The sequence below is a fragment of the Vibrio ziniensis genome, assembly GCF_011064285.1.
Lineage (GTDB): Bacteria > Pseudomonadota > Gammaproteobacteria > Enterobacterales > Vibrionaceae > Vibrio > Vibrio ziniensis.
This window is the reverse complement of record NZ_CP049331.1, coordinates 2,684,547-2,703,042: the sequence shown is the minus strand read 5'-3', so window position 1 is coordinate 2,703,042 and position 18,496 is coordinate 2,684,547. Positions and strand designations below refer to the sequence as shown.

Sequence of the window (18,496 nt, the reverse complement as noted above, 5' to 3'; positions counted from 1 at the left end):
ATAGCGACTACTGTAATTGGAAATTAATCGGAATTTGTACGCGATGAGCGATGGCTTGTCCTTGATCCACTTGATATGCAAAACGCCATTCTTTAATTGTGCTAAGGGCACGCTCATCAAGTACACTGTGACCACTGGATTCAAGCAACAATTGCTTGATCTGATTACCTTGCTCATCAAGCCACACCTCAATCAAAACCTTACCTTCCAATCCATTTTTTCTAGCGACTCGTGGGTAGGCGACTGGCGTTGGTTTCGCACTAAAGCGAGGTTTTTTCACCAACATAGGTTTGCTATCTTGAGCACTTGCTTTTGCTGGTGGTGTTGGTTTTTTCTGTTCAGTTTTATTAACCGCTTCCTTTATTTGCTCAGGTTCAGTGGAGGCAATTTCTTCAGTTTTTCTGACCGCTTCTTCGGGCTTAATGTCTTTTTTTTGTTCAACAACTTCAGTGTTGGTTTTGGATTTAGGTTGTTCTTTTTTAGTTATAACTTTTTTCGGCAGCTCTTTTTTCGGGCTCAATTTTTTAGAAGATACGGGTTTGTTTTTTTCTACGGGAAGCGCCGGTTCATTTTTCACGGACTTTTGTTCTAGTGGCTCAGTTTCGGGTTTTACTTGTTCTTTATTCTTCTCTTCTATTAGCGGGTCTACAGGTGTATTAGCAGAAATGGATATTAGCTGAATTTGAAGAGATTGAGAGCCTTCCTCTGTCGAAACATTGATTGTGTTTTTCTGTGGGGTGTACGACAGCGCAATGCCATGTATTAGGCATGCTATTAAGCCAGCAATGAGATAACGAAGCCTTGTCATTTTATCCACTAATCAATTTGTGTTTAGGTCATATTGTCACACATTCTTACAAACAATAATGAGATCGAATATCATTTGCATTATCGTTTGCGATCGGTATTATATCGAACAAAATCCTAATTACAATTTTATAAGCTAATAATTTTCTGCTGATTGAACTGGTTTTGATGAATGTTCAGCAATGTTATTTCTGATTAAGGCACGAGTTATTTATGAAGCCGTTGATTTTTGACAGCACCAATGAATTGATTGTGGGTAAGGACACACCAGATCCCCTTCGTTTTGCATTTGCAGCTAAGAGAGGTGCTCATGCAGGCGGAGCTATGAAGCCTGTAAATCCGAATGACACTCAGTCTGTATTATTAGATGCATTGAGTTATGCAGGCGAAGCCTCTGGGCGATGTTTGTACATTCATATTCCGTTTTGCCGGGTTCGTTGTACCTATTGCAACTTTTTCCAATACGCTTCTAGTGAAAAGCTCATTGCTGATTATTTCCAAGCGTTAGTGACCGAAATAAAGCGAAAATCAGCACTTAAGTGGACGCAAAGTTATCCGTTCCAAGCTGTCTATGTTGGTGGTGGGACACCGACTGACCTTAATGCCGCACAGTTGAAACAGCTAGGGGAATTGATTCATCAGTATTTTCCTTTAACTCCTGATTGTGAAATTACGCTTGAAGGTCGCTTAAATCGCTTTGATGAACCGAAATATGAAGCTGCACTAGAAGGCGGTTTCAATCGTTTTTCATTTGGTGTTCAGAGTTTTGATAGCAAAGTTCGTCGCAGTGCCAAGCGATTAGACGACGGCGATGCCGTGATGCGTACATTGCAAAAGTTGGTGAGCTATAACGCAGCCCCTATTGTTATTGACCTTCTTTACGGATTACCTCATCAGACGCTAGACGTTTGGCAGAGAGATTTAGAAGCTTATATTGAATCAGGTGTGGATGGGGTCGATCTTTACCAGTTGCTTGAATTGCAGAATTTGCCTATGGCTCGCTTAGTCGAACAAGGGAAATTGCCAAGTCCTGCTGACACAGCAACCAAAGCGACTATGTATGAAATGGGTGTGGCATTTATGGCAGCTCATCATCAGCGACGTTTAAGTGTTAATCACTGGGCATCGGGAAACCGTGAGCGCAGCATTTACAACAGCTTAGCCAAAACAAATGCACAGGTGTTGCCGATAGGCGCAGGTGCTGGCGGTAACTTTAATGGCATAAGCACTATGCAGCATCGTGATTTGGATGCTTACATTAAAGCAATAGAGGCCAATGAGTTTCCATGCGCAATGGCATTTCAATCATCTTCGTCGGAAAGTATTTCCAGTGATATTAAAGCGGCTTTTGACCGCGGAGTGTTACTTAAGCATGAGCTAGATGAGTGGTTTGATGCACTGATGCCACTATTCACTGCTTGGCAGAAAAGGGGATTAGTAAATCTCACTCCTCAGGCTGTTGAACTGACATTGGCAGGACAATTTTGGTCTGTGACTTTAGCAACGAATGCTATTCAAGTGATTCAGAATCAAGCACAAGCGATGCTTCAAAGCGCTTAAGAACAAATAAAATAATAGGAGTAACTATGTACACCACTTGTTCAGAGACAGAAGTACAACAAAAAGTGACTGCGGCGTTAGCTGAGGATTCAGCGACACCGGTGTCAACCATGTCTGAGCAATTAGGCTTATCTGAAGGTGCGATTACCTTAGCATTACCAGAAGAAATGATGACTCGAATTGATGGCAAGCATGCTCAAACAATTTTAGAACAACTACCAGAGTGGGGCAGCGTCACGACGATCGTTCACTCTTTTGGATCGATTTTTGAAACAAAAGCCAATTTCCCTAAAGGCAAAGAAGCACACGGCTACTATAACTTGATGGGGAGAGACGGCGAACTACATGGTCATCTACGCTTAGATTTAGTGGAACACATTGCATTTGTTAGCAAGCCATTCCGTGGTATGGAAAGCCACTATATTGGTTTCTTTAATGCGAATGGAGATTGTGTTTTCAAAGTGTATGTAGGCCGAGACAAGAAGCGCCAGCTTTTCCCTGAACAGGTAGAAGCATTTATGCAAATGAAAAAGGAGTTTGCCGCGTGAATATAGAAAGTCAGCCACAAGACAACGCTCAACAACAAGAAATTCGTCGCGAACGACTACAAGGCCGATTAGAGCCAGAAGTTCGCGAATTCCGCGATTCTCGTAAAACGTTGCAGTTAGCAACGATTAACGCTGCTGGTATTCCAAATGCTACTTACGCTCCATTCGCTTTTGATAGTAAAGCGTATTACATCCTCGTGAGTGATATCGCCGCTCATGGACAGAATTTAAAAACGAACCGCAATGTATCGATTTTAATGATCGAGGATGAAAGTGAATGTAAGAACATTTATGCACGTAAAAGACTCACCTTTGATACACGTGCAGAGTTGGTAGAGAAACAAACACAAGATTGGAGCCAAGGTGTTGCCGCATTGAAAGCTCGTTTTGGTGAAATTATTGATAATTTAAGCCAGCTTGGTGACTTTAATCTTTATCGCTTAGTGCCTGAATCCGGACGTTACGTCAAAGGATTTGGTCAAGCGTTTGTCATTTCCGGTGATGACATGCTCGATTTTGTTCATTTAACAGAAGGGCATGTTAAAGCTGAAAAAGAGCGTATGGAGCAATAACCAGTACTTAATAGCCAATGCTTTAAGTAAATACATAACCTGAAAACTCAGCTCAACTAATAACAATATCCTCACAGATTGATGCTTCAAAGCGGCTCGCATGCGAATGCCGCTTAGATTGTTGCATTTCAAATTTGAGAAAAATCATTGAGCTCACTTAAACATTTAAACATGGACATAATAATGATTAAGCAAACTCCGCTTGCCATAGTTATTGGCGCGTTGCTATCAGCGCCAGCAGTCGCTGAAGAAACTACCTATTCATTTGACGAAGTTGTTGTGTCAGCTACTCGTCTTAATACTCAAACTATCGATACTGCTGCTTCCGTTGCTGTCATTGACGAGAAAGCAATCGAAAGCAATATGATCGAAGATATCGAAGACCTCTTTAAATACACCCCAGGTGTAAATTTACAATCCAATTCACGTCAAGGCGTACAGAGTATCAATATTCGCGGTATAGAAGGGAACCGCATAAAAGTCATTGTTGATGGGGTGGCTCAACCAAACCAATTTGATTCTGGCGCTGAGTTTGTCAATTCATCTCGTGTTGATGTTGATACCGACATGATAAAGGCGGTAGAAATTGTAAAAGGTGCCTCTTCTTCTTTGCAAGGTTCTGATGCGATCGGCGGTATCGTTGCTTTCGAGACTAAAGATCCCGCAGATATTCTTAAAGGCCGAGACTTCGGTGGCTATGCGAAACTCAGCTACTCTTCTGCTGATAAAACCTTCAGTGAGTCTATTGCATTAGCTAATAAATTCGGTGATCTAGAATCTTTGGTTGCATATACACGCCGTGATGGAGAGGAAGTTAATAACTTTGGTGAACCTGATGAGCAAGACAGCAGTGCAAACAATTTATTGGTTAAACTGCAATATCAACTAAATCCTGCTCATCGATTGGAGTTTTCTGGCAACTATATTCGAAATAAGAATGAGTTGGCGTCATTGACGTTCAATGGTTACCAAGATGCTTCTGGAAGTGATGAAACTGAACAGTATCAGCTAGGTATTAAGCATATCTGGGATGCGAAAGTAATGTTTGCTGACCGAATTACTTGGCAGCTTGATTGGATGAGTAAAGACGAAACCGGTGTTACTGATCGTACCCGAGTGTCTAATAGTAACGTGCAGAAGAAAGATTACCTTTATTCGGATGAAGGTGTTCAGCTTGATATGCAGCTTGATAAGTTCTTTATGACAGGCAACATTGAGCATAATTTGGTTTATGGGGGCTCTTTCTCTGATAAAGATATTGCCAATACCAACAAAGAATTTAACTCTGTTGGCAGTGACCAAGTTATTTTCTACATCCCAGATGCGGCAGAAACTCGTTATGGAATGTTTATCCAAGATGAAATTTCTTGGAGTGATTTCATAGTAACTCCAGGGGTTCGCTTTGACTCATTTAAAACTAAGCCTGGTGATACCAGTGCCAACCCAAGTTTAAACGACGCCAGTGAATACAAAATCTATTCTGATTCTGCGCTAACAGCGCGCTTAGGTACCGTTTATAAGCTGACAGAACAACACCGTTTATTTGCTCAAGTGAGTCAAGGTTTCCGCGCTCCTGATTTTGAAGAGTTGTATTACTCTTACGGTAACCCAACTTATGGTTATGTGAGTAAACCAAACCCAGAGTTAAAAGCTGAGGAGAGTATTTCTTACGAAGCGGGTTGGCGTTATAACACTGAATTGATGAGCAATGAGTTGGCCGTTTTCTATAGTGATTACGACAACTTTATCGACACACAAATTGTTTCGGGAAGCTATGCAACTATGGATGCTGTTTCTCAGTCAATAAACATTGATAAAGCAACCATCAAAGGTGTTGAACTTTCCAACCAACTATCATGGAACGGCTTTATGCCGATAGACGGTTTTAGCTCGCGTATCGCTGCTGCCTATACGGAAGGTGAAGACGCTGAAGGCAATCCATTAAATAGCGTAAGCCCATGGAACACGGTTTTAGGGCTAAGTTATGACTCAAATAACCTTTGGGGCACCACAGTTAACGTCAATTACACTGCGAAGAAAAAGGCCAGTGATATAGATGGTGATTACCTGCCACTTTCAGCGGCGACCGTTGTGGACATTACTGCTTATTACAAACCAATCAGTGACTTAACGTTGCGTGTAGGTGTGTTCAACGTAACTAACGAAGAATACTACAACTGGAACGATGTGCGTGATTTGACTTCAGAAGATAAGAGTCTTTCTCAAGCAAAACGTAACTTCTCTGTTACCGCAAAGTATGAATTCTAATAGAACAACAAGTCATTGGCTAAATCGTTAATAATAAAAAATCCCCAAGTTTAGCGCGCGGGGATTTTTTATAGGATGTTAATGGTTACTTGGTCAAATACTCCTGAGCCTCTTTCACGCCCATATAGCGCCCCAGAGTTTTCATTGGGACATTGTGTAAATCCACGACAATCAGACCATCTAAAGCATCGTTGAAGGCTGGATCAACGTTGAAGCTGACTAGTTTTCCATTCAATCCTAAATATTGTCGTAAAAGAACTGGAATTCCTTTTCCTTCATCAATACGTGCAATCACTCTTGAGAGCAGTTGCAAATCCGCCAATGAGGTCAACAAACTCGCATTCCATTGAGCTTGCATTACAGGTAATGGGTTAGAAGCTGCGACAAAGTTTGCTTGAGCGTTATCGTAAAAATGCAGCGTCATTGTGTCAGCAAGTAAGCGCCTTGCTTGTTCACTGTAATCATTGCTGATACTTACCGGACCAAATAGGTGGCTGTATTGAGGGTTGCTGTGTATAAACGATCCAATCCCTTTCCATAACAGCAGCAGTGGCGCCATGCTTTTCTGATAGTACGAATCGATTACAGAGCGGCCAAGCTCTATGGCGTTACCCATATTCTCCAAAAAACGAGGATCGTAGTTAAATAGAGTGCTGGAATAGAGTCCTTTAATACCGTGTGATGCAACAATTTTATCTACCAGTCCAAGTCGATACGCACCGACCATCTCATTACGCTCTCTATCCCAGATAAAAAGATGCAAGTATTCACGGTCAAACTCGTCAACATCTAAAGCCATACCTGTCCCTTCGCCGACTAGACGGAAATTCTTTTCACGTAAGCGTCCAATCTCATGCATTAAAGAAGGGATGCTTTCGGCATGAGTACAGTACACATCAAACTCATTCAGGCTCAGCAGAAGTGCCGATGATGGCAGTGACTCAAGATCTTGCAGGAGTTCATTAAGCGGCAATCTGTCTGCAATAGGATGTGAGGCATTATCGAGATGAGTTTTATCCCGTGGAAGACTTTTTTTTGCGCCGAGCAGATAGGTATTCAGACGCAAATAATTGACCAGTTGCTGATCGCAAAGGTGCTGTAGCTCTTGATAGTGAATTGCGTCGCTGATGGAAATATCAATGCAGGTTTGTTTCTTATTGAGCAGCTCGCGACCGAGCATGACGGTTCGAAGTAGCGGGTGAATTTTTCCTGCCATATAAAAAGGCGTTGAGTTGTGACCTTCGATATACACGGGTACTGCCGCGGCTTTGTGTTTTTTGATCAGTCGGCTGACTGACTGGCTCCACTCTTTATCTTCTAGCCGGCGTTGCCTGCTGTCCACCAGTTGAGATACTTCTCCCGCGGGGAACATCAGTAGTAAGCCACCTTGTTCTAAATGTTTATGAGCCTGACGCATTGCCTGCAGGTTAGCTTTGCGTGCTTTATCGGTATCAAAGACATCCACCCCAATAAATAGAGAGTCTAACTCTGGTACGGTTTTCAGGTATTGGTTTGCCAGTATTTGTACATCAGAGCGAATTGTGAGGAGCATCTCTGCCAATATTACACCTTCAACACAACCTAACGGGTGGTTGGCAACCACGACAGTGGGACCGACTTGCGGCACATTATTGAGTGAGCCTTTAATCAGTTGGTAATCAATACCTAAAATTTCGAGCGTAAAGCGAAGAAACTGGCGAGTGTCACATCCGGCAGGTCGTTGTGCGTAAAATTTATCAAGTTGGCTTAAACCCGTTGCCCATTCTGCTAGGTTTTCACCTAAACCAAATGGTGTTTTTCGTGGCAATTTAAAAGGGCTATTAGACAGCATGTTAACCTCACAATTCTTGTATTATGAGTTCATGCTAGAAGGGGAATATTTCATCTACGCTGCAATTGTGTGAGTCTTTAATGGCGGATTTTTTGCAAAATGATGAATGCGCGTTTGCGTTTGACACCCATTCGCTGTTCTACCGATGCTCAGTCTGATCATATTTTTATCTAGATGGTATTATTCTCTTAGTCTACGTATCAGACAAAACAAAAGCCCAAGCAGATGCTCGGGCTTGAAGTTTCAACGATACTCTTGATTATAGTGATTTAGCGTATAGCTCGATCACTTGTTCACGAGTCATTGGGTGTGGGTTACCTCCGGCGCATGGGTCAGCCATCGCATCATCAACCCAAGTTAGCGTATCTTCTTTAGTTACACCTAGCTCACCAAACCCTGATGGAATACCAACACGGCGATTTAGTGCATTTAGAGCAGCAATAGCCGCAACACTTGCTTCTTCAACACTCATCGCAGAAGTATCGACACCAAGCGCTTCTGCCACTTTAGCAAATTTCTCTACACGGTAAGGGCGGTTAAATTCGCTGATAATAGGAAGAAGAATCGCATTACACACACCGTGCGGCAGGTCTTTATGAGCGCCAGCAGGGTGCGCCATAGCATGAACCATACCTAAGCCTGCGCTATTAAATGAAAGGCCAGCAACAAATTGGCCGTAAGCCATCATTTCACGTGCGTGAACATCTGAACCGTTATCTACAGCTTGAGGCAAGTTTTGCGCAATCAATTTAATGGATTCTAGCGAAATATAATCAGTGAGCTGATGTGCACCCACAGAAACATAGGATTCAACCGCATGAGTCAGTGCGTCAATGCCGGTAGCTGCTGTTACGGATGCTGGAATGCCTAGCATAACGCTCGCATCGTTCACTGAAATGTCAGGGATGATTTTGTCAGAGATAATGACGTGTTTGACATGAGTTGCTGTATCGGTAATTACAGCATTACTGGTGACCTCTGCCGCTGTACCTGCGGTAGTGTTAATTGCATAAAGTGGTGAACCAAGCACTTTTACTTTCTCAATACCGTTATATGCTGCTATTGGGCCGGGGTTCGCAGAGAGGATCTTAATCGCTTTTGCTGTATCGATAGAGCTACCACCACCAAATCCGATAACGTATTTGGCGCCTTCGGTGCTGTACATATCAAATGCACTGTTCACTGTATTGGTATCTGGATTTGGACGCACTGCACTAAATAGAGCTAAATTAAGTTTGCTGTTCATGAGTTTGTCAGCAAAGCCTAGTTCCACAAGAGTTGGGTCACAAATCAATAGACCTTTATCTTGTCCGTGTTCTTCTACAAGTCGCTCAACAAGGGCTTCAATTGAGCCAACGCCAGATAAATTGATTTTGGGAAACGCAAGTTTGAATACACCCATAGTTATTTCCTTAAATTTAATTTTTGATAGACCATTTTTTATTTAAGGTTATTAGAGCGCGTTTTTTTGAGTAATAACTTCAAATTTCTGCTGATTGACGAATTAATGATGCGAATTTGCCAAGAAAGTAATGCTGAAGCTCAAATTTTCACATTGTTACAGGCCGATAAAAATGAAGCCTCACTGTAAAGTGAGGCTCGAAGGAAAGGGTAATGGTGTTATGGCAAATAAAAAACAGATGTCAATTCAATGGATTGTGGAGAGTTATCTGGATTGGTTGCCATGATGTCTCCCATAAACGCCCACCATTTTTGGCACGCTTCGGTCTGTGCAACTTTTTGCCACTGCTGTTCATTCTCAATTTCAACATAGCCGAAAAGCTGGTGAGTTTGCTCATGTAAGAAAATGGAGTAGTTGCTGCCACCGTGTGTTTTCAAAACATCGACCAGATCTGGCCAAATTTCATCATGTCTTTTTTTGTATTCTTCTTTACAGTCCGGATTGAGTTGCATCACAAAGCCTTTGCGTATTAATTCACTCACAGGTGGCTCCTATTATGAGGTGGGTATTTTGGAATCTAAGAATAGAAGATGAAGATAGAATAAACCTTGGTGAATTGACACTTGTTGCTACGAGTTTGGTCACTTTATTAAGATGCAATCCATCGGTTTCACATTTTTCACATGTGCTCTCAAGGAGGAAAGAGCAGTGATGCGTTAGGTATCACTGCGTTGGGTTAAGTTGTCGATCACCAGTCCTTTTTGCGTATTACTGTCGATAATAATGATCTGCATGACAGGGTTGCCACAGTAGGGAATAAGCACTTTATGGTGTGTGGGAGCATCCTCATTTCTTTGGCTGACTATAGTGCCAAAGATCTTATCGTCGGATGTAATCAAAATATCCGAACTTACCTCATGATTGTTTTTGGTCAGTTTGAAAATGGTTTGCTCCATAGTGGAAAAAGAGCCTTTAACTATTTCCAGCTTATAATCTTGCACTGAGCATTGGTTATCTACCAGCTTACAGTCTACACGTTCGTAGTTGTCTTCATGCTGAGTAAACTGCATTTTTTTATCAAATTGCAGCAGGCTTGGAACAATATAGCCTGCTGCAAAAATGCCAATCACCAACACAAACTTAAAAAGCCAATCTTTCACAGTACAAATCGCTGAGTTAGTTCAGAGAGCTGATTCATTGAAGCAGACAAATGTTTGATCGACATTTTCTGGCTTTCTGATTTATCTTCCATGATCTGGGTAGACTCTTTAACACCAGCCATATTCTGGTTGATTTGATTAAGTGCTGTGCCCTGCTGCTGTACTGCTGACGCCACATAATCCATCTGTGAGCTAACTTGGTTGATATTCATAGAAATCTGTTCAGTGACCTCAATAATAGTATCAACAGCTCCTGATACATCATCAGAATATCCAGCCATATTGCTAATGTTGTCGGTAGAAAGTTTAATGTTTTTGTCCAACACTGACAGAGAACGGGTAATCTCTTCCACACTGGTACTGGTTCGGTTCGCTAACAGACGAACTTCATCGGCTACCACTGCAAATCCTCGTCCCGCTTCTCCCGCACGTGCTGCTTCAATCGAGGCATTGAGAGCGAGCAAGTTTGTTTGCTCTGAAATACCAGTGATGGCTTGCAAAATTTTGTGGATGTTTCGCGTATCACTCACAACGTTCTCGACGTTGTTTCGAGTATCTAAAACCGCTTGTTTGAGTTTAGCTAGATTTTCTTGGCATCTCGTAGATTGTTCCAAGGCATGTATGCTTAGCTGATTCGCTTGCTGCGTACCTTCATTACATACTCGAGTTGAGTCTGAAACGTTATTAAAAGAAGAACCAAGCTCATCTATCGCATTTGCAACCATATCTGTGTTTGAAGCGTTGTGCGAAATTTCATTATCAACCAATTCAACGTTTTCGATCAGGCTTCCTGAAACCTCTTTAAGGTTCGAAATTGCTTGGTTTTGAACTTGAGCTGTGTTCTGCAACTGCATGATGATCTGATTAAAACGAACAAAAAACTCATCGTTAGATTTAAGCTCAACGTTCAAATGCAACTTATCTTTTTGAACGATTTTCGCCACCATTTCATTGACATAGTTCATTCGTTTCATACTTTTATCCAAAACCAAACAAGCGTAAATCGATACACTGGCCTGGAAAATGGCATATAAACAGTGCTCAATAACGATGGTGTAGCTACTGTTTGGCGGGAAAATGAAAACTGGCATTCCGGATGATTGCATCCAGAAGAAGAAAATATGGTGCAATGCAGCAGCAACGAGACCATGCAATACCATTAGCCAGTCGTTATACAGCATTAATATTGCCAACATAATGAACACTTCAAAGTGCAGCATAATGTCGCCATAGGCTTGATGGATATGTAGTGCCACAAAGCCGTAAAGTACATAAGGCAGTGCAACTCTAAAAGTGCGTTTGTTGAGCAAAAAGGAAAGAGCTGTCAACGATAGTGTTACAAACAAATCTGCCGTCGTGTAACCGTAGCGAGCAAAATAGATAAAAGAGAGTAACGTCATCGGGATGCTGATGACATATGTCTTCTCTGAAAAAGAAAGTTCTCGGTCAAATTGCATAACAGTACTTCTATGTTTGGTTTTTAGGATTATTGTTGCCTTGAATGTAGTGTTTATGAGCTTTTCACACTTTGATTTAAATGCGTATTTCGCCACTTTTAATAAATATAAAAGCGGAGGTGTGGAAAAAATGTATAAAAACCATTCAGTGAGTGATTGAGAAGAGATTGTTTATTCAACAAGGTATTTTGTTGGTTTTTCTTACGCTGCTGTCAGTTGTTTTCCTGTGCTTAATCAGATTTTTGAATGAATATGTATGCAATATAAATATCGCTGTGTTGCAATTGTCAGTAGAGAATTGAGTGGACTCCGTAACCGAACGAGTGCCATTTAAGGAGAAAGAAATAGGTAAAGGCTAACTATGTGCTTGTGAAAATTAATGTTTTTAATAACTGAAAAAGTGATAGTCGTTCAACATATTGAAAATTATTATCTTTAATTGAGGCTCAAGAATTAGTCTATGATTTAGTAAGTTCTCTAGACGTATGTGTATCAATGCTCAATAAAAGATATTTTTCTGCAAATTCGGTGATATCCGCAGTTACGTGGTTAATCATTACTGTAATGATGCTTATTACAGCACTAATAATGTACTTCCTTCATGTCCTAGATGATAAAACTATTCAAGACGTCCATAGACGCGTGGATATCGCTTTTACTTTGGAAAAGGAGAATCTTTATAACCTCAATATTGAATACTCGTATTGGGATGAAGGATATGAGCGAAGTATTGCTAAACCTGATAAAGATTGGTTTCAGTCCACATACCAAGATTACATGATAGAGCATTATCATTTGAGCTATATCGCGCTTATAAAGAAAGCTGAAGAAGTGGAAATTATCGCTCGTTCCGATGGTGAGCCCAATAATTTCGATCCCCAGTTACTGCTGTCTTCTTCAATACTTGAAAGAGTAATGAGGAGCAAAAATAAAAAATTACTCATAACACGTAGTGCTTTTTTTTCTGAGTTTAATGGGCGCTATTTTCTTGTGTCAGCAGAGCCTTTCCGCGATGAATCAACCGGTAATATCGTCGATAGCTCTTTTCTTGTGTTAGCTAAAGAGTTGAATTCTCAATATTTAACCATGTTATCTCAAAAGTATAAGCTACCGAGCCTAAGCATATCAAAAGGCAGTCAGCACAATGACACTATGGTTTTAAGTGGAGCCAGTCCTGAATCGGTACTGACACACGTTTATTGGAATGCTCAGAAATTATCTGACGAAGTGTTCCCTTACGCGCTCGCCATATTATTTGCTTTTATGTCTGTTACCGTGGTTCTTGCTCGTCTCTTATTGTCTAAAGATTTTCGTGATAGAGATTTGTATCAAGAGGAGCTATTCGTCGCTGCGACGACGGATTCACTAACGTCTGTTTCTAATCGTCGTCACTTTATTGCTTTAGGAAAAAGAGAACTTCAGCTACACACACGTAAGCAGACACCGTTATCGCTGCTAACTTTTGATTTAGATTATTTTAAGGCTATCAATGATTCTTACGGCCATGCTGTAGGTGATGAGGCTCTTAAGCATTTCACTAACCTTTGCAAAAATTTCTTTAGAGACACAGACATATTTGGACGCTTGGGTGGCGAAGAATTTGGCTTAATTTTGCCAGGTGTGAGGCTTGATAAGGCATTGCAGTTAGCCAACAAGTTGAGAGTGTCACTTAGTGAAACGCCACTACTCATTGATGACGTTGTTATTAACTTAACAGTAAGTGTAGGTGTTGTAACGTTGAGTGATCAGAGTTCTATTGATGAGCTGTTAGCTGATGCGGATAAAGCATTATATGTAGCAAAAAACTCTGGTCGAAATGTTGTTAAGTTCAGCGAGTAAGCTGTTTGTAGGTATCTCTGTAAAAAGAAACCACTTGATTAGCCACCCATCGCTGTTGGTTCGATGATACAAAACTGTGGATGTAACAAGATACTGTAAACATCTATCGGTGCTAATGGACCAGAGCTTACCGGAAGTAATTGCAGACCGGATATAGACCGGACCAGAAAAGATAAAGGCGCATGAATTTCTTCATACGCCTTATCGAGATTTGGTGGCCCCTCCCAGACTTGAACTGGGGACCAATCGATTATGAGCGAAGGCCAGCAGCAACCTCCCCGCACAATCAACATAGAAACCCTGCCCCGAATCACGCCCATATCCACCAGCAAAATCACATCACCTGATTACCCGCATGATTTTACTGACGTCGCCGACGGGAAATCTACTGAACCTATATCACCGCCGCCACCGTCGAGGAAATGTAGAAAACTGTGTTGGAAAGACAGGAACAGTACCGGAAAAGACAGGAACCCCCCCCTAGGCGTATCAAGCTGAGAAATGAATTTATATTATTGAATTAGAATAACTTTCACTGGTTTCGTCCGGTAAGGGTATTCTTCTTTCCAGTTCGACATATAAAGGAGTTTCTATGAACCAAGCCAAAACCAGCAGGAAGAATGCAGAGGCAGACACATCTAAAACCACATCAGTAGACAATCCATTCTCTACCATTCTCAAAACAGGTGAAGCACCAAAACTAGGAGCAAAGTCCCAAGGAACGGTGCTCTACGAGATTGCTCAAAACAGCGAAGATGACCAACTCTACTTTCGAATTGCCGGACAAAGTGGCGGGGCAGGATTGCATTCAAAACAGTGGATTCTGCTCAATAGGCTGCTAGACCTTATCGAATCACAGGGTGACAAACCATGGAAAAGTCAGGTGTATAAATCTCTCTATTCTTCCGGTTCAGCCAACAATCAAGGATTCTGTGCTGCAATTGCTCGGGGCCTTAATCTGGCAACAAAAGCAGAGTCGTCTATTTATCTGCACATCAAATCGAAAGATTACGATGAGCAAAAAGCTGACCTATTAGCGCTCGTACAGAAGTCATGATGGGTTTCTCGACGTCGTCGACGAAATGACGACGCCGATACTGCTCATTAAGTCAGTCTCACGAACAGGTCGAGAGATAGGCTTCGACTTCTCTCATCAGCGCCTGTTTTACCCACAATGGAGAAATGATATCGATACTCGGTATCCAGGATTTTAGGACTGGCATCAGGGAATGTATGTTCGAGGTCTGAATGCTGATAAGCGTTGAACCATAGCCCAGTTCTTTCAGGGTTCGGATAGTCAGGTGATGTTCGGTTTCCTGATAATCGCGAATACGACCCGAATCAATCTGAGCTATGACTTCTATAACACCGTGAGCCTGCCAATGTAGCTCTTCTCTGGTTAGCTTCTCGGAGAGGATAGGTGAGGGAGTATAAATATCATCGTGCCGGATTATCTCAGCAATCTCGGCTACTCGAAACGAATGCGGCTGTGTTCTCTGCGCAGCAATCAGATACCAGTAACCCCGCTCGTTAATGAGTTGGTAAGGCTCTATCTGATGATAACGCCGATTATGAAAAGTCAGAGTCAGCGTATTTCGTTGATGAATCGCATCCGCAATCAAAATTAAGGTATCCCGAAAGCGAGCTGAATCCTCGATAGGAATATGACGGAACAGTATGGATTGTGTCTTATGATTCAGCGCCTGAGTCATGGTTTTCCTATCTGGAAACAGCTTATCAATACCCATGTTCGATAGGGCATGAAGAGCTTTATGAGCTTTAGGGTTACGATGATCTAATTGCTTCAGGTAGTAATAACCCTCTTCTCTTTCGATAGGCAAAAACGCCAAGCGATTGAAGTCTCGAAGTACCGTTCTCTCATGCACTCCGAATTCCTGCTCTAAGTCGATAAGGCTCAACTTCTCTCCCGCATATAACCGGGAAAGAATCTGACTCAATCGGTAGGCTAACTTCTCGCTCTTATTCATGACTCAATAATGTAGTGACTCACTGACAGGTGGTGTCAGCCCTCATTATTTCGTGGTCGCCAAGAATAAGTGACCGATTTTGTTATAGGTTTCATCGCCCAAGAAACCTAAGCCCTGCCTTTCTTCCTCAACATCATTTACCTGACTGACACAACCTGTCAGTCCTAATCATCATACTAATCAACAACCGTGCTCCTACGCTGAGTATCGTCATTATTCAAGGAAACAACACAATGAAAAAATCAATCATCCTATTAGGTCTAACGTGTCTATTCGCTACCACATCATCATTCGCTGGCGGCACGTTCGGCGGTAATCCAACTGACATTTCGAAGATAGAACAATCCTGGAATGGGAAAGCAGGTAAACAAGTTTACTCTCAGTCTGGCCCTCGCATTGAGTGGTATGCCGATGCCTGTGGAACCATGAATGGCAAAGTCATGGATGCAGCGAAATGCCAGCCCAAGACCGATAAGTAATCATTTCGAAAAACAGGTTTGTTGTATTGCTCTAGCTTCTGATTTGAAAGTGGGGACTCTCGGTTAGAACAGAGCAATGCAACATCAACAAGGGCGATATCAGCAGTGGTATCGCCCTTTCTCATATTAGAAGGAAATTAACGATGTTCAGGAAAACGAGAACATTCACCAGCGATACAGAAGCGACATTGAACAAGGATACCGGACTCAAAGCGGCCAAAATTGGGGCTGTTATTGGTGCTCGATACGGACCATACGGCGCTCTCGTTGGCGGTATTGCTGGCTTTGTTGTGGGATTCGTTGCCGATGAGGTGATGGATGACTGAGCGTCAGAAGAGCAGGGGGAGTACCCTCTGTTTTTTTGGGGGGTGGAAACTCGACAGCGACGACAGAGGAAGCTCCCCATATACAACGGTCAACTCACCACTAATTACCCGTTGTCTCCTGAAATTGCCGCTGAGCAGATATTGCTTCACTTAAATCATACTTTTTTTCTAGTTCGGCTAAGGCTTTCTCGCGACATTCTTGCCATAGAGATTCGCGTTGTTCGGTTGAGTACAAGGTATATGTTCTCTTCAACTCTTTTTTGGCTTTGTTCAGGTTTGCTTCCGCTTTCTCATTAACCTTAGCGTCCCATCTTAAGCAATCGAGACGGAGTTCTAATTTCGCGTTGATAACGTTAACGCCCTTGCTTTCTAACTGTTCGACTCTTTTATCGACGCAGGACATTAGTTCGCCGAGAGATATGCCATAGCCCGTGCAGAGTTGGCTAAGGTGGTAAATGGAGATTGCGACATCACCATTTTCGATTTTTGAGTAGGCGGCCTTGGTGATTTTTAGAGCCTTGGCCACTTTTTCCTGATTTTCTGGAGATGGGTCAGCTTTACTAACATCGGAACCTGATCGGACATAATCAGCCCCAAATAACCTAAGTTTCTTAACAAATTCTGCGATCACAGTAGATATGCTTGTGTGGTTTCCTAGCTTCAAGGTATTCATTCCACCCTCCATTTTAGTCCTGCCGTCAGGCGTTAACCGGCCTGTTTTGTTTTCTTATTTTAACTCTCTATTTAGAAAAATCAAATTTAAAGATATTTTTGTTGACACATCCGGAGGTGCTCTGTAATCTTTTTATCACGATATCTTTTTAAGATACTTTTTGAAAAGTGTCGTATGTTCTTTAAAAATTTGGATAACTCAAAAGTGAGAGGAAATAGTGTTGAACTTTAGATAAGTGAGGACTCTGTGCTAAACGAAATCAGAGCAATAGAACTGTTTCGTTCCGGAACAGTTCTAGCAAAAGCAAAACATATATTGGCGTGCAACCCATTGAGGAACAAAGCGAAAGCTAAGCGTCTGGATGAATACCTAAGCCAATATAAGACCTGTGAGCCACCGCCAGATTTTCTTATTAGAAAACTGGATGAATTGATTAAAGATTCGGACGTGCTGAATGGTGATGAAGACAATGCGTATATAAGAAGTTGCGTTCGACGTTACCAGAGAGGCATACCTATCCATCTCGGTAGATTGATGAAGTACCAGCGAAGCCTAGAAACAGGTGAAGCAAATCTTCAGCACCTAATCGGTATGGGGCTCATTAGCATCGACGATGAGAATCGAATTCAGGTAATAGGTGATCCAGCGTTCTTTCTTTCTGGGCCGGAACTCACACTCTGGCCGAGAAATCCAGATGGGACATTGGTAACAGAGCGGAGCAAACTGAAAGACGTAAAAGTAGAGCTCGCCCAGCGAATGTACTTTTCGATGATGTATACGAGATACAAAAATATATTACGCCTGCAAGTTGATTTCCGGGGTAAACACCACGAATGGCCTAACCCGTTCGGATCTTCGACAGGTAGAGAAGCACCTAAGGGATCATCATTCAACTACCTATCAAAAACTATACGCAATCATCTGCTTCACCCCAAAAAGGGCGACCAGATATTTGTGCTCGATTACTCATCTCAAGAACCCGCATCACTAGCTGCATTAACTGGCGACCATGAGCTCTGGGCTGCATACCTGAAGGGAGATCTGTACCTAGAGCTGCAATCAAGATCTGCGGCATTCGCAGAACTAGATCGGGCAAGCTTCAAGCGTCTGTGTATTGCTCATCTCTATGGTATTACGCCGAGCGGCATTCGGAAAAAGTATCGTGTTAGCCCGACAGTGGCGGCGATTTGGGATAGGGAACTGCGAGTCATTTTCCCTCGGGAGAATGCGTATCTCGACCAGAAAGTTCAAGAAGCAAGAAAGCAAGGTTATGCGGAGGTGTTCGGTTTTCGACGAGCCGTCGACACCGACACGAAAACTTCTACACTTCGCAATTTCTATGTCCAGGCAGTGTGTAGCTACATGCTGCGAAAGCTCTGCATCAAGCTAGAGCAACTCAATATTCCACTCATTTTTGCAATTCATGACTGTATCGGCGTCCAGACCCATGCAACTGATTCAGAGACATATGCCTTAGCAGAAAAGGCGATGGCGGATGTGTCTGAGGAAGTGCTAGGAGAAGGCTACCGCCTGCGGTGTGATTGTGAATATCACGTAATTAATAATCACTAACTAACAAATAAACA

The 18,496-nt window shown here is 42.2% G+C and carries 17 protein-coding genes; 9 read left to right on the top strand and 8 right to left on the bottom strand.

Annotated features, from left to right (window positions below; translation table 11 throughout):
• Positions 1-7: 7 nt before the first annotated feature.
• Positions 8-808, bottom strand: coding sequence for an energy transducer TonB (locus tag G5S32_RS12460; protein WP_165312795.1), 801 nt, complete (start codon positions 806-808; stop codon positions 8-10).
• Between the two features lie 212 nt (positions 809-1,020).
• Here G5S32_RS12460 and hutW point away from each other — a divergent pair, with 212 nt between their 5' ends.
• The 4 genes from hutW to G5S32_RS12440 all read left to right on the top strand — a co-directional run bounded on the left by hutW (position 1,021) and on the right by G5S32_RS12440 (position 5,755).
• Positions 1,021-2,367, top strand: a complete 1,347-nt coding sequence (hutW, locus tag G5S32_RS12455; protein ID WP_165312300.1) for a heme anaerobic degradation radical SAM methyltransferase ChuW/HutW — start codon at positions 1,021-1,023, stop codon at positions 2,365-2,367.
• 26 nt (positions 2,368-2,393) lie between these two features.
• Positions 2,394-2,915, top strand: a complete 522-nt coding sequence (gene hutX / locus G5S32_RS12450) for a heme utilization cystosolic carrier protein HutX (protein WP_165312299.1) — start codon at positions 2,394-2,396, stop codon at positions 2,913-2,915.
• Positions 2,912-3,487, top strand: coding sequence for a heme utilization protein HutZ (hutZ, locus tag G5S32_RS12445; RefSeq protein WP_165312298.1), 576 nt, complete (start codon positions 2,912-2,914; stop codon positions 3,485-3,487). The genes hutX and hutZ overlap by 4 nt, the downstream gene beginning before the upstream one ends.
• A gap of 183 nt (positions 3,488-3,670) precedes the next feature.
• Positions 3,671-5,755 (top strand): TonB-dependent hemoglobin/transferrin/lactoferrin family receptor, encoded by a 2,085-nt coding sequence (locus G5S32_RS12440; protein WP_165312297.1) that lies wholly within the window; start codon positions 3,671-3,673, stop codon positions 5,753-5,755.
• 85 nt (positions 5,756-5,840) lie between these two features.
• Here the strand turns inward: G5S32_RS12440 and G5S32_RS12435 are convergent, their stop codons facing one another.
• From G5S32_RS12435 to G5S32_RS12415, 5 genes are all read right to left on the bottom strand, one after another.
• Positions 5,841-7,586, bottom strand: coding sequence for a bifunctional lysophospholipid acyltransferase family protein/GNAT family N-acetyltransferase (locus G5S32_RS12435; protein ID WP_165312296.1), 1,746 nt, complete (start codon positions 7,584-7,586; stop codon positions 5,841-5,843).
• Between the two features lie 259 nt (positions 7,587-7,845).
• The gene (locus G5S32_RS12430; RefSeq protein WP_165312295.1) at positions 7,846-8,988 is read right to left on the bottom strand and encodes an iron-containing alcohol dehydrogenase; all 1,143 of its coding nucleotides are present in this window, start codon (positions 8,986-8,988) and stop codon (positions 7,846-7,848) included.
• A 218-nt stretch (positions 8,989-9,206) separates the two neighbouring features.
• The gene (gene rhaM, locus G5S32_RS12425; protein ID WP_211198791.1) at positions 9,207-9,530 is read right to left on the bottom strand and encodes an L-rhamnose mutarotase; all 324 of its coding nucleotides are present in this window, start codon (positions 9,528-9,530) and stop codon (positions 9,207-9,209) included.
• Between the two features lie 174 nt (positions 9,531-9,704).
• Positions 9,705-10,148: a hypothetical protein gene (locus G5S32_RS12420; protein ID WP_165312294.1), complete on the bottom strand. Its 444-nt coding sequence runs from the start codon at positions 10,146-10,148 to the stop codon at positions 9,705-9,707.
• On the bottom strand, positions 10,145-11,605 hold the full coding sequence (locus tag G5S32_RS12415; RefSeq protein ID WP_165312293.1) for a methyl-accepting chemotaxis protein: 1,461 nt from the start codon (positions 11,603-11,605) through the stop codon (positions 10,145-10,147). Before G5S32_RS12415 ends, G5S32_RS12420 begins: the two co-directional genes overlap by 4 nt.
• A gap of 495 nt (positions 11,606-12,100) precedes the next feature.
• On the opposite strand from G5S32_RS12415, the gene G5S32_RS12410 reads away from it, so the two are divergent.
• Together G5S32_RS12410 and G5S32_RS12405 are read left to right on the top strand one after the other, a co-directional pair.
• Positions 12,101-13,444: a GGDEF domain-containing protein gene (locus G5S32_RS12410; RefSeq protein ID WP_165312292.1), complete on the top strand. Its 1,344-nt coding sequence runs from the start codon at positions 12,101-12,103 to the stop codon at positions 13,442-13,444.
• Positions 13,445-14,036: 592 nt separating this feature from the next.
• Positions 14,037-14,501: a hypothetical protein gene (locus G5S32_RS12405; protein WP_165312291.1), complete on the top strand. Its 465-nt coding sequence runs from the start codon at positions 14,037-14,039 to the stop codon at positions 14,499-14,501.
• A 58-nt stretch (positions 14,502-14,559) separates the two neighbouring features.
• Here the strand turns inward: G5S32_RS12405 and G5S32_RS12400 are convergent, their stop codons facing one another.
• Positions 14,560-15,363 (bottom strand): helix-turn-helix transcriptional regulator, encoded by an 804-nt coding sequence (locus G5S32_RS12400; protein WP_246201014.1) that lies wholly within the window; start codon positions 15,361-15,363, stop codon positions 14,560-14,562.
• Between the two features lie 302 nt (positions 15,364-15,665).
• Here G5S32_RS12400 and G5S32_RS12395 point away from each other — a divergent pair, with 302 nt between their 5' ends.
• Together G5S32_RS12395 and G5S32_RS12390 are read left to right on the top strand one after the other, a co-directional pair.
• Positions 15,666-15,911, top strand: a complete 246-nt coding sequence (locus G5S32_RS12395) for a hypothetical protein (RefSeq protein WP_101956675.1) — start codon at positions 15,666-15,668, stop codon at positions 15,909-15,911.
• Between the two features lie 143 nt (positions 15,912-16,054).
• Positions 16,055-16,237 (top strand): hypothetical protein, encoded by a 183-nt coding sequence (locus tag G5S32_RS12390; protein WP_000488920.1) that lies wholly within the window; start codon positions 16,055-16,057, stop codon positions 16,235-16,237.
• Between the two features lie 100 nt (positions 16,238-16,337).
• Here G5S32_RS12390 and G5S32_RS12385 read toward each other — a convergent pair whose 3' ends face one another.
• A complete protein-coding gene (locus tag G5S32_RS12385; protein ID WP_158108051.1) occupies positions 16,338-16,910 on the bottom strand; it encodes a helix-turn-helix domain-containing protein in 573 nt (190 codons plus the stop codon).
• Positions 16,911-17,156: 246 nt separating this feature from the next.
• Between G5S32_RS12385 and G5S32_RS12380 the strand changes: the two genes are divergently transcribed.
• Positions 17,157-18,482 carry a DNA polymerase gene (locus G5S32_RS12380; RefSeq protein WP_165312289.1) on the top strand — a complete coding sequence of 442 codons (1,326 nt, stop codon included), beginning with the start codon at positions 17,157-17,159 and terminating at the stop codon, positions 18,480-18,482.
• Positions 18,483-18,496 lie beyond the last annotated feature (14 nt).

Excerpts from the sequence above, each read along its gene's own strand:
- hutX (WP_165312299.1), top strand. The coding sequence starts at position 2,394 with ATGTACACCACTTGTTCAGAGACAGAAGTACAACAAAAAGTGACTGCG.
- G5S32_RS12405 (WP_165312291.1), top strand. The coding sequence starts at position 14,037 with ATGAACCAAGCCAAAACCAGCAGGAAGAATGCAGAGGCAGACACATCT.
- G5S32_RS12390 (WP_000488920.1), top strand. The coding sequence starts at position 16,055 with ATGTTCAGGAAAACGAGAACATTCACCAGCGATACAGAAGCGACATTG.
- G5S32_RS12385 (WP_158108051.1), bottom strand. The coding sequence starts at position 16,910 with ATGAATACCTTGAAGCTAGGAAACCACACAAGCATATCTACTGTGATC.
- G5S32_RS12440 (WP_165312297.1), top strand. The coding sequence starts at position 3,671 with ATGATTAAGCAAACTCCGCTTGCCATAGTTATTGGCGCGTTGCTATCA.
- hutW (WP_165312300.1), top strand. The coding sequence starts at position 1,021 with ATGAAGCCGTTGATTTTTGACAGCACCAATGAATTGATTGTGGGTAAG.
- G5S32_RS12435 (WP_165312296.1), bottom strand. The coding sequence starts at position 7,586 with ATGCTGTCTAATAGCCCTTTTAAATTGCCACGAAAAACACCATTTGGT.
- G5S32_RS12395 (WP_101956675.1), top strand. The coding sequence starts at position 15,666 with ATGAAAAAATCAATCATCCTATTAGGTCTAACGTGTCTATTCGCTACC.
- G5S32_RS12460 (WP_165312795.1), bottom strand. The coding sequence starts at position 808 with ATGACAAGGCTTCGTTATCTCATTGCTGGCTTAATAGCATGCCTAATA.
- G5S32_RS12430 (WP_165312295.1), bottom strand. The coding sequence starts at position 8,988 with ATGGGTGTATTCAAACTTGCGTTTCCCAAAATCAATTTATCTGGCGTT.
- G5S32_RS12410 (WP_165312292.1), top strand. The coding sequence starts at position 12,101 with ATGCTCAATAAAAGATATTTTTCTGCAAATTCGGTGATATCCGCAGTT.
- G5S32_RS12415 (WP_165312293.1), bottom strand. The coding sequence starts at position 11,605 with ATGCAATTTGACCGAGAACTTTCTTTTTCAGAGAAGACATATGTCATC.